This is a genomic window from Actinokineospora auranticolor, from assembly GCF_041897805.1.
GTDB classification, from domain to species: Bacteria; Actinomycetota; Actinomycetes; order Mycobacteriales; family Pseudonocardiaceae; genus Actinokineospora; species Actinokineospora auranticolor.
In genome coordinates this window covers 1890203-1902573 of record NZ_CP154825.1, presented here as the reverse complement: position 1 = coordinate 1902573, position 12371 = coordinate 1890203, and the positions used below count along the sequence as shown (strand labels likewise).

Annotated in this window: 12 protein-coding genes; 1 reads left to right on the top strand and 11 read right to left on the bottom strand. The window is 72.1% G+C overall.

Features of this window, described 5'->3' with window-relative positions; genetic code table 11:
• Positions 1–2: 2 nt before the first annotated feature.
• From lepB (V5P93_RS09020) to ffh, 11 genes are all read right to left on the bottom strand, one after another.
• Entirely contained in the window at positions 3–947 is a 945-nt protein-coding gene (gene lepB / locus V5P93_RS09020; protein ID WP_374065756.1) for a signal peptidase I, read from the bottom strand.
• Between the two features lie 23 nt (positions 948–970).
• The gene (gene lepB / locus V5P93_RS09015; protein ID WP_374066469.1) at positions 971–2008 is read right to left on the bottom strand and encodes a signal peptidase I; all 1038 of its coding nucleotides are present in this window, start codon (positions 2006–2008) and stop codon (positions 971–973) included.
• Positions 2009–3043: 1035 nt separating this feature from the next.
• A complete protein-coding gene (gene rplS, locus V5P93_RS09010; protein WP_104482058.1) occupies positions 3044–3403 on the bottom strand; it encodes a 50S ribosomal protein L19 in 360 nt (119 codons plus the stop codon).
• A 126-nt stretch (positions 3404–3529) separates the two neighbouring features.
• Positions 3530–4303 (bottom strand): tRNA (guanosine(37)-N1)-methyltransferase TrmD, encoded by a 774-nt coding sequence (gene trmD, locus V5P93_RS09005; protein WP_104482057.1) that lies wholly within the window; start codon positions 4301–4303, stop codon positions 3530–3532.
• Positions 4303–4827: a ribosome maturation factor RimM gene (rimM, locus tag V5P93_RS09000; RefSeq protein WP_374065753.1), complete on the bottom strand. Its 525-nt coding sequence runs from the start codon at positions 4825–4827 to the stop codon at positions 4303–4305. The genes trmD and rimM overlap by 1 nt, the downstream gene beginning before the upstream one ends.
• 67 nt (positions 4828–4894) lie before the next feature.
• A complete protein-coding gene (locus tag V5P93_RS08995; RefSeq protein ID WP_092776549.1) occupies positions 4895–5134 on the bottom strand; it encodes an RNA-binding protein in 240 nt (79 codons plus the stop codon).
• Complete coding sequence (gene rpsP / locus V5P93_RS08990; protein WP_104482056.1) at positions 5131–5571, bottom strand: 30S ribosomal protein S16; 441 nt, start codon at positions 5569–5571, stop codon at positions 5131–5133. The genes V5P93_RS08995 and rpsP overlap by 4 nt, the downstream gene beginning before the upstream one ends.
• Positions 5572–5745: 174 nt before the next feature.
• Positions 5746–6504, bottom strand: a complete 759-nt coding sequence (locus V5P93_RS08985; RefSeq protein WP_104482055.1) for a LamB/YcsF family protein — start codon at positions 6502–6504, stop codon at positions 5746–5748.
• Entirely contained in the window at positions 6501–7271 is a 771-nt protein-coding gene (locus V5P93_RS08980) for a CPBP family intramembrane glutamic endopeptidase (protein WP_104482054.1), read from the bottom strand. Before V5P93_RS08980 ends, V5P93_RS08985 begins: the two co-directional genes overlap by 4 nt.
• A gap of 71 nt (positions 7272–7342) precedes the next feature.
• Positions 7343–8416, bottom strand: a complete 1074-nt coding sequence (locus V5P93_RS08975; RefSeq protein WP_181043781.1) for an amidohydrolase family protein — start codon at positions 8414–8416, stop codon at positions 7343–7345.
• Positions 8413–9951 (bottom strand): signal recognition particle protein, encoded by a 1539-nt coding sequence (gene ffh / locus V5P93_RS08970; protein WP_104482075.1) that lies wholly within the window; start codon positions 9949–9951, stop codon positions 8413–8415. Before ffh ends, V5P93_RS08975 begins: the two co-directional genes overlap by 4 nt.
• A gap of 227 nt (positions 9952–10178) precedes the next feature.
• Here ffh and V5P93_RS08965 point away from each other — a divergent pair, with 227 nt between their 5' ends.
• On the top strand, positions 10179–12263 hold the full coding sequence (locus V5P93_RS08965; RefSeq protein WP_104482053.1) for a hypothetical protein: 2085 nt from the start codon (positions 10179–10181) through the stop codon (positions 12261–12263).
• Positions 12264–12371: the final 108 nt, after the last annotated feature.

Sequence of the window (12371 nt, the reverse complement as noted above, 5' to 3'; positions counted from 1 at the left end):
GCCTATCGACCCCGACCGGCGAGCTTGCGCCGCAGCCGCCTGCCCAGCCACACCGTGGGGAACGCCGCCGCCAGACCCGCCCCGGCCGGGATGCCCACCTGCCACGCGGGCGCCGACAGCGACTGGGCCTGCGGGTTGTGGTCGCCCACCCCCTGCCACCGCGACGGCGGCAGGATGATCGTGCGGACCTTGCCGATGACGTTGTCCACGGGCACGAACCCGTTGACCCCGCCGCCGCCCTGGATGCGCGAGTCGCCCGAGGCGTTGCGGTTGTCGCCCATCACCCACAGCATCCCCGGCGCCACGGTGACCGGCGCGAACGGGCGCTGCTCGTCGTTCTCGGTGAGGTGGTGGATGTACGGCTCGTCCAGCGGCTTGCCGTCGACCAGCACCCGCTGCTGGTCGTCGCAGCACTGCACGGTCTGACCGCCGACCGCGATCACCCGCTTCACCAGGTCCTCGTTGCTCGGCTCGGCGAGGCCGAACTGCGAGGCGAAGTCCTGCGCCCAGGCGAACAGCGCGTTGTCGGAGCGGTTGGCGGGCCCGTCGGAGTTCCAGGTGTCGGGCCGCTTGAACACCACCACGTCGCCCGGCTCGGGGTCGCGGAAGTAGTAGACGACCTTGTCCACCAGCACGCGGTCGCCGTAGCAGCCGTCGCAGCCGTGCAGGGTCGCCTCCATCGACTCCGACGGGATCAGGAAGACCCGCGCGATAAAGAGCTGGATGACGATGGTCAGCGCGAGCGCGACGCCGAGCAGGATGCCCAACTCGGCGAAGAAGCCCCGCTTCTTGGACTGCTTCTCGGGCTCATCGGGCTTTCCCAGCTCCTCGGGCGTCGGGTCCGACGCTGGCTCGGTGTGCCCCACTTCCGGCGATTGCGGGGTTTCCCGCGTGGAGTCCGTTTCGACGACGTCGAGATCCTCGGCGCCGCGTCGATCCCCTGGCACGACACCGTCTGCGTCCGACAAAGCTAGTCAGCCTTCCTGGGTACGAGGACGTTCTTGAGCCTGCGACCGATCCACAGCACCGGCCAGGCGCCCGCGAAGCCGACCCCGATGGGGACGCCCTCCTGCCAACCGGCCGCCGAGAGGTCCGGACCCGCCTGGGGGTTGTGGTCGCCGATTCCGCGCCACCGCGACGGCGGCAGCACGATGTAGCGGGCCTTGCCGATCACCTTGCCGAGCGGGACGACACCGCGCACACCGCCGCCGCCCTGGATCCGGGAATCGCTGGAGTTGTTGCGGTTGTCGCCCATCACCCACAGCGTGCCCTCGGGCACGGTAACGGGGTCGAACTTCATCTGCGAGTTCGGCACGCCGTTCTCCCAGTACACATACGGCTCGTCGAGCGGTTTCCCGTCGACCAGCACCCGGTTCTGGTCGTCGCAGCACTCGACGGTCTGCCCGCCGACGGCGATGACGCGCTTGACGAAGTCGCGCTCGTCCGGCGGCGCGATGCCGATGAACGAGCCCGCGTAGCGCAGCGAGTTGACGAGGAAGTTGGCGGGCGGCGACTTCACGTCGTGCTCGGTCCAGGTGTTCGGGCCCTCGAACACCACGACGTCACCGGGCGTGGGGTCGCGGAAGCGGTAGACCACCTTGTCCACGAACACGCGGTCGCCCTCGCAGCCGGGGCAGCCGTGCAGCGTCTGCTCCATCGACCCGGAGGGGATGGAGTAGACGCGGCCGACGAAGTGCTGGATGAGGAACGTCAGCACCAGCGCGATCGCGACCAGGGTCAGGATCTCGCGCCACAACGGCTGCCGACGGGGCGGACGGCGGTGCCTGCCGCCGCGCTTGCGCCTGTCCTCGGATTCCTTGTCGCGCCCACCATCGGCACCCGACCCCGGGTAGCGCTCACGGGTACGAGCGCGCACGCGCGGGATGAGCGCGGTGAGGTCCGCGTCGGATTCGCGGCCTTCTGCCGAAGAAGTGGTCGACAGCGCCGTCGGCGGCTCGTCGTCGTCCTCGGGGGCCTCGATGTCGGGCGGTTCGTACAGCTCCGGCACCGGGATCATGTCGCGACGGGACACGCTGCCCGGCGTCGTGCGCCGCACCGCGGGCAAGTCCCGGCGGGACGGGCTGTCCACGGCCGCAGCCGTGTCCGACTTGGACGGTTGGTCCGCCGATGGGGGGTTCTGCGGCGCCACCGGGCGCACGTTCTGCTGCGACGGCGGGGTCACCGCACGCATGTCCGGACGCGACGGCGGATTCGGGTCCGGCCGCTGCGGTTGACCGACCGGCGGCATCCCGGGACGCGACGGCTGCTCCACCGGAGGCAGGTTGGGCCGCGACGCCTGACCGACGGGAGGCATGCCCGGGCGCGAAGACTGGCCAACCGGAGGCGCGGTGGGCCTAACCGGTGGCATGTTGGGACGAGATGCCCGACCGACCGGCGGTTGATCCTGCCGAGACGGTGGCTGCACCGGGCGCGGTTGCGGCCCGACGATCGGAAAACCCGGGCGCGACGACTGCTCCCCACGCGCCGGAGCGGGCCGCTCGGGCGGCAGCGGGGGCAGGGTCGGATCGGTGTCGTCCGTCGGCACCGGACCGGGCTGACGCGGCGGCGTGACCTTGGCCACACCACCGGGTGACTTGCCCGCAGCGGGGCGCGGCGGCGGGTCGATGGCACGCGTCGGCGACTCGGGGAACCAGTCCGCAGACTCCGCGGGCACCGCCGGGTCCGGCGGCCCGAACCAGAACTCGGGCGTCGCGGGAGCGACCTCGGGGAGGTCCGGCACGCGCGGCGGGCGCTTGATCGGCTCGGTCCGCGCGTTCTCGCCCCGGCGGGTCTGCGAGCCGTTGACCAGGTGCTTGCTGATCTGGTGACCGTTCAACGCGCGTTGGTCGCGCTTGTTGATCGGCTCCGTCGACCTGTTCTCGTTCACCCGCTCCGCCGCGGCTCTGCTCTCCGCCGGATCTTGCGAACGGTCGACCGCCTCCCTACGGGAGCGTTCCGGCTCGGCCGCGCCATCGGGCGGCACACTGCGAGGAGGACGGTCGACCACGCACCTGAGAGTACGTGAGCGGGTGTGCTGACCGCGTCAGGAAGCGGTCTGCGGCTCGCGCTTCTCCTTGATCTTCGCGGCCTTGCCGCGCAGCTCGCGGAGGTAGTAGAGCTTCGCGCGGCGCACGTCGCCGCGGCGGGCGACCTCGATCTCGGCGATGTTCGGGGTGTGCACCGGGAAGGTGCGCTCCACGCCGACACCGAAGGAGACCTTGCGGACGGTGAAGGTCTCGCGGATGCCACCGCCCTGGCGGCGGATGACCACGCCCTGGAAGACCTGGACGCGGGAGCGCGAGCCCTCGATGACGCGAACGTGGACCTTCAGCGTGTCACCCGGGCGGAAGTCCGGGATGTCGGAACGCAGCGACTGGGCGTCCAGGGCATCCAGGGTGTTCATCGGTAGTCCGTCCTCGTCTTCGCAAGAGAAACAAATTCGTCCTGGTCGGAGGCGTCCGGCAATCGAACAGGCCGACCGGGGATGGCAGCGGTGCGCGCCGCTTGGCGCGTCAACCCGGAAAGTATGTCACGCGCGGTCGTCGGACCCGAAATCGGCCCCCGCGCGAAGGGTGTCCAGCTTAGCCCGATCGTGCTTGTCGAGGCTGCCGTCGGGCAGCGCGGTCAGCAGGTCGGGGCGGCGGTCGAAGGTGCGTTCCAGCGACCGGTCGCGGCGCCACCTGGCGATCGCCGCGTGGTTGCCCGAGCGCAGCACGTCCGGCACCGGCCGGTCGCGCCACACCTCCGGGCGGGTGTAGCTGGGGCCCTCGAGCAGGCCGTCGGAGAACGAGTCCTGCTGGGCGGAGACGGGGTTGCCGAGCACGCCGGGCAGCAGCCGGGCGACCGCCTCGACGACCACCATGACCGCGACCTCGCCGCCGACGAGCACGTAGTCGCCGATGGAGACCTCGTCCACCCGCATCCGGGTCGCGGCGTCGTCGACGACCCGCTGGTCGATGCCCTCGTAGCGGCCGCAGGCGAACACCAGCCGCGGCTCGGCGGCGAACTCGTGCGCCATGGCCTGGGTGAACGGCCTGCCCGCGGGGGTGGGGACGACCAGCCGGGGTGCCGGGTCACCGGCGCAGACCTCGTCCAGGGCCTCGCCCCAGACCTGGGGCTTCATCACCATGCCGGGACCGCCGCCGTACGGGCTGTCGTCCACGGCCTTGTGCACGTCGTAGGTCCACTTGCGCAGGTCGTGGACGGAGAGGCTGAGCAGGTCCCGCTCGATCGCGCGACCGAGCAACGCGGTCCGCAGCGGTTCGAGGTAGTCCGGGAAGATCGTGACGACGTCGATGCGCACTACTCGATCAGGCCTTCCGGCGGGTCGAGGACGACCCGGCCGCCGCGCACGTCCACCTCGGGCACGATCGCGCGGACGAAGGGCACCAGCAGCTCGTCGCCGTCCACGCGGTCGATGACCAGCGTGTCCCCGGCGGGGCCGTGGGTGATGTCGCGGACGGTGCCCACGCGGGTCCCGTCGACCAGCACGGCGGACAGGCCCGCCAGCTCGTGGTCGTAGAACTCGTCCGGGTCGTCGATGGGCGGCAGGGCCGCCGGGTCCGCCAGCAGCAGCGCGCCGCGCAGGCCCTCGGCGACCGTGCGGTCGGGGACCTGGGTGAAGCGGAGCAGCAGCCGCCCGGCGTGTTGCCGGGCGGCTGCGACGGTCAGCGGCTGCTCGGACCCGTCGCGCAGGCGGGCGGTCACCGTCGCGTCGATCGCGAACCGCACCTCGGGCGAGTCCGTGCGCACGTCGACGGCGAGTTCGCCGGTGATGCCGTGCGCCTTGGCCACCCGGCCTACCAGGACCAGGTCCAGTGCTGCCATGTCCGTCACTTCGTCCGTCGTCACCGGGAGAGGGGTCTGTCCGAGTTCACTGAGCGGTCGGCGCCGTTCAGTGGTCGGTGTCGACCACGTCCACCCGGATACCGCGACCGCCTACGCCTGCCATGACGGTCCGCAGCGCGGTCGCGGTGCGGCCGCCCCGGCCGATCACCTTGCCGAGGTCCTCCGGGTTGACGTGCACCTCGAGCGTGCGACCACGGCGCGTGGTGACCAGCTCGACCTGCACGTCGTCGGGGTTGTCGACGATGCCGCGCACCAGGTGTTCCAGGGCGTCCGCGAGCGCACTCACTCGGCCGCGGCCTCGGTCTCGGCGGGCTCGGAAGACTCGGCCTTCTTCGGCTGGGACTTCTTCTTCGGGGTGGTCGCGTCGGTGCTGGGCTCCTCGCCCGCCGCCTTCAGCGCCGCCTCGAACAGCTCCTGCTTGCTGGGCTTGGGCTCCTTGACCCGCAGGGTGCCCTCGGTGCCCGGCAGGCCCTTGAACTTCTGCCAGTCGCCGGTGACCTCCAGCAGGTGCTTCACCGGGTCGGTCGGCTCGGCGCCGACGCCCAGCCAGTACTGGGCCCGCTCGGAGTCGACCTCGATGAGGCTCGGCTCCTCCTTCGGGCTGTACCGGCCGATCGTCTCGATCGCCTTGCCGTCGCGGCGGGTGCGCGCGTCGGCGACGATGATGCGGTAGTACGGCGCGCGGATCTTTCCGAGGCGCTGCAGCTTGATCTTGACGGCCACGGGTAGGGGTGCTCCTCAAAGCTCTCGGTAGTGCTGGTGTCGAGTGGTGCTGACCCGTGTGGGGTCGGGTCGCCACACCCGGAGGTTCTTGGCGTCACGGCACGGTGAGAGGGTCCGGCCACGACGGACAGCAGGTAATTGTGCCAGACGGGGTCCGGGGGTGGTAACTCGCGGTCAGGTCGCGAAGGGGACGACCGCGATTCCCGCGCCGTCGAGGGCGGCGCGGACGGCTCGCGCGTGGTGCACGGCCCCGGGGGTGTCGCCGTGCAGGCACAGTGAGCGGGCGGGCGTGGCCAGCACAGACCCGTCCACCGCGACGATCTCCCCCGCTTGGGCCAAGCGCAGCGCACGGGCCACTACGGCGTCGGTGTCGGTGAGCAACGCCTCAGGCTCACCGCGCGGGACGAGGGTGCCTTGCGGGGTGTAGCCGCGGTCGGCGAAGGCCTCTTCGACGCCGGTGAGACCCGCTGCCGCCGTCGCGGCCAAGAGACGGGAGCCGGGTAGACCGAGGATCGGTAGGTCGCCGAAGGCGCGCACACCGTTGACCACGGCGGCGGCTTGGGCTTCGTGGTGCACGGTGGCGTTGTAGAGCGCACCGTGCGGTTTGACGTAAGAGACCCTGGTTCCCGCCGCGCGAGCGCAGGCCGCCAACGCGCCGATCTGGTAGAGCACCTCGTCGGCCAGCCGGTCGGGTTCCACGTCGATGAAGCGGCGCCCGAAGCCCGCGAGGTCCCGATAGGACACCTGCGCGCCGACCGCCACTCCCCTGGCCGCCGCGGCGGCGCAGACCGCGCGCATCGTGCTCGCGTCCCCGGCGTGGAAGCCGCAGGCGACGTTGGCGGAGGTGACCACGTCGAGCAGGGCCTCGTCGTCGCCGAGGCGCCAGACGCCGAAGCCCTCGCCCAGGTCGCTGTTGAGGTCGACCCCGCTCACTGCATGACCCCGAGGGTGATGAGCAGGACGGCGAGCGCGGGAAGGAAGTTGTTCACCTGGTGGGCCACGATGCTCGCGCCGAGCCTGCCGGTGAACATGCGCGCGAGGCCGATGGGGATACCGACGACGAGGAGCAGCGAGGTGCGCAGCGGCTCTAGGTGGCTCACAGCGAAGATCGCGGTGGACAGGCCGAAAACAGCCCACCGGCCCCATTGGAGCCTTTCCAAGGCCCCCCAAAGCAGGCCCCGGTAGATGATTTCCTCGAAGAGGGGCCCGACCAGCCATACGTAGAGGAAAAGCACCACCGCGGCCACTACGGGCATGGTCTGGTCGTCGACGAGGGTGCCCAGTGACGAGGTGGCGTTGTCCTCGCCCACTACGCGCGCCCAGATTGCGGCGGCGACGGTCGTGCACACCAGGCCGATGAGGCCGAACTTGAGTCCCGCGCGCAGGTCGTGGCGGTTGTAGGACCAGCGCAGGTCGATCTTGGGCCCGTTGCCGCGCACGACGGTGACCAGCAGCGTGGCCAGGGTGGCCAGCGCGGTCGGCAGGATCGTGCCGATGATGATGACCACCACGGAATCCGGTGAGCCGGGGCCGACCGGACCGAGCAGGGCGTTGATCATCACGGCCGACAGCACGAAGATGGCGAAGACGAGCAGGAACGCGCCGAAACCCCACTTGTGGTCGCGCGCGGGTACCGCGGGCGCGGATGGGGCCGGTTCGGTCGTCGGTGCGGCGGTCGGTTCACCGGGCGACGGTGGCATCCACGCCTCCCCCGTTGGTTTTCGCGGGCTCTGTCCGGTCACTGTCGTCGGGGCTGCCCCACCGCGGCGGGTCAGCCGACCACCCTGCCTCTCAGGATGATCCTTTTCGGCGTGCGCAGCACTTCGAGGTCCTTGCGCGGGTCCGCGTCGTAGACGACCAGGTCGGCGGCGGACCCCTCGTCCAGCGCGGACCACCCCAGCCACCCCCGGGCCGCCCAGGAGGCCGCGCCGATGGCGTCCTCGGCGGACATCCCGGCCCGGTGCAGCGCGGCGACCTCGTCGACGATGCGGCCGTGCGCGATGCCGCCCCCGGCGTCGGTGCCCGCGTAGACCGGCACGCCCGCCTCGACCGCGGCGGCGACCATGGCGCCCGCGCGGGCGTGCAGGTCGGTCATGTGCCGGGCGTAGGCGGGGTACTTGGTGGCCTTGGCGGCGATGTCGGGGAAGTTCTCGATGTTGATCAGGGTGGGGACCAGCGCGGTGCCGCGGCGGGCCATCTCGGCGATGACGTCGCCGGTCAGCCCCGTGCCGTGCTCGATGCAGTCGATCCCGGCGTTGACCAGGCCGGGCAGGGCGTCCTCGCCGAACACGTGCGCGGTGACCCTGGCCCCGGCGGCGTGCGCGACAGCGATGGCCTCGGCCAGCACGTCGTCCGGCCAGAGCGGGGCGAGGTCGCCGCGGTCGCGGTCGATCCAGTCGCCGACGAGCTTGACCCAGCCGTCGCCGTAGGCGGCCTGCTCGGCGACCGCGGCGGGCAGCTGCTCCGGGTCGCCGACGTCCACCCCGAGGTGCGGGATGTACCGCTTCGGGCGGGCCAGGTGCCTGCCCGCGCGGACGATGCGCGGCAGGTCCAGGCGCTCCTGCAATGGCCGGGTGTCGATCGGTGAGCCGCAGTCGCGGATGAGCAGGGTGCCCGCGTCGCGGTCGGTCTCGGCCTGCGTGGCGGCGGTGTCGAGGTCGACCGGTCCCTGCGGGCCGATGCCGACGTGGCAGTGCGCGTCGACCAGGCCGGGCAGCACGTAGCCGCCGTCCGCGACGGTCTCCGCGCCCGGTACCGGCCGGGTGCGGACCCGGCCGTTGACCACCCAGAGGTCGCGCTCCTCGTCGCCGGGCAGCACGACGCCGCGCACGTGCAGCGCGGTCATGGCTTCTTGGGGAACTTGAGCTTGGAGGGGTCGAAGCCGGGGGGCAGCCCGTCGAGGCCCGCGAGGCCGGGCGGGATCTGGTTGAGGCCCGGCGGCATGCCGGACAGGTCGGGGAACCCGCCGCCGGGCAGCCCGCCGCGCACCTTGGGCGGCGTCGGGCCCTTGCCCTTGCCCTTCTTGCCCTTGCGGCCCTTGGCCTGCTTGCGGGTGGCCGAGCGGCCGCCGGGCATGCCGAACCGGCCCGCCATCTGCTGCATCATCTTCTTCGCCTCGAAGAAGCGGTTGACCAGGTCGTTGACCTCGCGGACCTGGACGCCGGAGCCGTTGGCGATGCGCAGCCGCCGCGAGGCGTTGATCATCTTGGGGTCGGCGCGCTCGGCCGGGGTCATGCCGCGGATGATCGCCTGCAGCCGGTCGATGTGCTTCTCGTCCACCTGGGCCAGCGCGTCCTTCATCTGGCCCGCGCCGGGCAGCATGCCGAGCAGGTTGGCGATCGGGCCCATCTTGCGGACCGCGAGCATCTGCTCCAGGAAGTCCTCCAGGGTCAGCTCGCCGGTGCCGATCTTGGCCGCGGCCTTCTCCGCCTGCTCCTGGTCGAAGTGCTGCTCGGCCTGCTCGATGAGGGTGAGCACGTCGCCCATGCCGAGGATGCGCGAGGCCATCCGGTCCGGGTGGAACGCGTCGAAGTCCTCGAGCTTCTCACCGTTGGAGGCGAACAGGATCGGCGCGCCGGTGACCTCGCGGACCGACAGCGCGGCACCACCGCGGGCGTCGCCGTCGAGCTTGGTGAGCACGACGCCGGTGAAGCCGACGCCGTCGCGGAACGCCTCCGCGGTGGACACCGCGTCCTGACCGATCATGGCGTCCACGACGAACAGGACCTCGTCGGCGCCGATGGCGGCCTTGATGTCCGCGGCCTGGCGCATCAGCTCCTCGTCGACGCCGAGGCGGCCCGCGGTGTCGACGACGACGATGTCGTGCTGGTCGCGGCGGGCCGCGTCGATGGAGCGGCGGGCCACGTCGACCGGGTCGCCGACGCCGTTGCCCGGCTCGGGGGCGAAGACCGCCACACCCGCGCGTTCGGCGACGACCTGGAGCTGGGTGACCGCGTTGGGCCGCTGGAGGTCGCAGGCGACCAGCATGGGGGCGTGCCCCTGGCCCTTGAGCCACCGGGCGAGCTTGCCCGCCAGGGTGGTCTTACCGGCGCCTTGGAGGCCGGCGAGCATGATGACGGTCGGCGGCGTCTTGGCGAAGGTGAGCCGCCGGGTCTCACCGCCGAGGATCGCCACGAGCTCCTCGTTGACGATCTTGACGACCTGCTGGGCCGGGTTCAGCGCGCCCGACACCTCGGCGCCCTTGGCGCGGTCCTTGACCCGGGCGATGAACGTGCGCACGACCGGCAGCGCGACGTCGGCCTCCAGCAGCGCGATGCGGATCTCGCGCGCGGTGGCGTCGATGTCGGTGTCGCTGAGCCGTCCCTTGCCCCGCAGGTTCTGCAGGACCGAGGTGAGCCTGTCGGAGAGGGTGTCGAACACGGGTGCGGCACTCCAGCGTTGCGGGTCGGTGGTGGCGGCCGCGGTGACCGCGACCCTGTCGAGGGTAGTCGCCCGGTCCGCGCGGCCGCCCGGATGTCCAGGTACCGGCACTTGGGCGACCTGTGGACAACTCGGCGCACGGGGTCGGTTCCCGGTGCTAATTTCGCCGGGCGCTTGATCGAACCGCGGTCGGGCGAGGACCGATTCCCGTTGGGGGAGCGAGGAAAATGGACGACAGCGAGCGGGGCACGAGCGTGGTCGCCGCGCGGTTGGCGGTCGTGGCGGCGGGGGTGCTGGGCGTCGGCGCGGTGACGCTCTACAACAGGTTGTCCGGCCCCGGTGAGCGGCTGGTCCTGCTGATCGCGGTGATCGCGGTCGGCGCGGCGGTGTGGCGGTCGCCGAGGATGGCGGTGGCGGTGGGCTCGCGGTTGAGCGCGGGCATCGGCGCGGGCGCGGTGTACGTCGGCGCCCAGCTGCTGGGGCCGGTGCTGGTCGTCTCCGCGCTGGAGCGCGGGCAGCGGGGGCCGTCGGTGTGGGTCGTGGTGGTGCTGATCTACCTGCCGGTGCTGGTCGCGCTGGTGGCGCTCGCGGTGGCCCGGCGGGTCGCCGGGGTGGTGGGGTTGGCGGTGCTGCTGCCCACCCTGGCGCTGATGCTGCTGGTCGTGGGCGAGGTGAGCCAGCTGACGATCACGCTGACCATGCTGGGCATCGCGCTGGTCGGTCTGGCGGTGGCGCTGCGGGCACCGGACGAGTCGTCGCGGGACCGGTACCGGTTCGGCGCCACCCTGGGGGCGGTGGCCGCGGCCGGGGTGGTCGGCAGCGGTGTCCTGCCGTTCAGCGCCATCACCGACCCGGACTCGGCGCTGCGGGTGTTCAAGGGCGCGGCGCTGGACAACGGGCCCCGGGTGGCGGCGGTCGTCGTCGGTCTGCTGATCGCTGTGGTGCTGGCGGTGTTGGCGGTGCTGCGGCGGGACGTGATGAGCGGTGTGGTCGCGGCCGCGCCGTTGCTGGTCCCGCAGGTGGAGCTGCTGTCCGGTCGGGGTTCGGACGAGACGCTCGTGGTCGTGGCGGTGTTCCCGGTCGTGGTGGCCGTAGTGGCGCTGGCCGGGGCGCTCTTACCGGCGGCGCGGGCCGTGGCGGACCGGGTGGCGGGGTGGCTGCGCCCCGGTGGGGCGACGTCGAGGCCCGCGCTGGTGGCGGTGGCCGTCGCGGCGCTGCTCTCGTTCACCACGTCCGCGCTGCCCGTGCTGCGGTGGGAACCGCGGCTGGGCACCGCGGTGGCGGTGGCGGTGTGCGCGCTGGCGGTGGTGACCGCGTTGCGCCTACCGGGGATGCCCGGCGTGCTCGTGGCGACCCTGGCGCTGCTCGGGCTGTCGTGGAGCGGGTCGGTGTACTGGCTCGTGGTGGGCATCAACATCGAACTGCAGTGGCTGACCGTGCTCGGCGCCGTGCTGGGGCTGGTGGTGGCCGTAGTGGTGACCTGGCTGCTGGTGCGCGCACACCGGCACCCGGCCGTGGTCGTGGCGGCGGCGTACCTGTTGGTGGGTCGGGTGGCCCAGGTGCTGTGGGAGGCGGTGCACCCGTCCTACAACGACCTGTTCGGTGGTCTCGAAGCGCAAGAGGCGGACGCGGTGACGATGTTCCTGCCGCTGATCGTGCTGGGTGTCGTCGGTGTGGTCGTGGTGGCGCGCGGCCGGACGCCGTTCGCGGTGGCGAGCGGGCAGGGGATGGCGGTGCTGGCCGTGGGCGCGGTCGGGGTCGCACTGCTCTCGGTGCTCGCCGGGTTCGCGACCAGGTTCAACTCCGCGCGCGCGGAGCTCGAGGCGAACCTGTCGCCGTTCACCCCGACGAAGGTGCAGCTGGCGAGCAATTCGCCGGACGACCCGGGTGTGGTGACGCTGGTCGTGGTGCTGTGCGTGCTGGCGCTCGCCATCGCCGCGGCGACGACCGCGGCCAAGCGGCCGTCGGCGGCCCTGGCCGCGGCGGTGGTCTTCACGGTCGTCTGGGGCAGCCACATGGCCACGGCGGCGACGTTGTCGACGGGTGGCGGCAGCGGGTTCTCCACGCTCATGTACGTGGCGTTGATCCTCGGCGGCGCGGTCGGGATCCTCGCGATCGTCATGGTCCGCAGGGCTCCCGACGAGGTACCGCCCTGGATCGCCGTCAAGGTCAACGAGTCCTACGGCTCCGCGCACTTCCGGGCCTCGGCGCCGCGTCCGGTGCGGGACGCGCCGTTACCCGACGAGGACTCAGCGGAACCGGAGGAGCCGGAGGAGCCGACCACGGGCGAACCACCTACGCGGCCTGAGTAGGAGGACTCGACCGGGGGTGGGGCCCGACCCCTCGACGGGCCCCTCCCGGTGAGTGCCACACCGGACAGGGGTCCGTGTGGGTTCACCACCCTCCCCGGTGGTTCACCC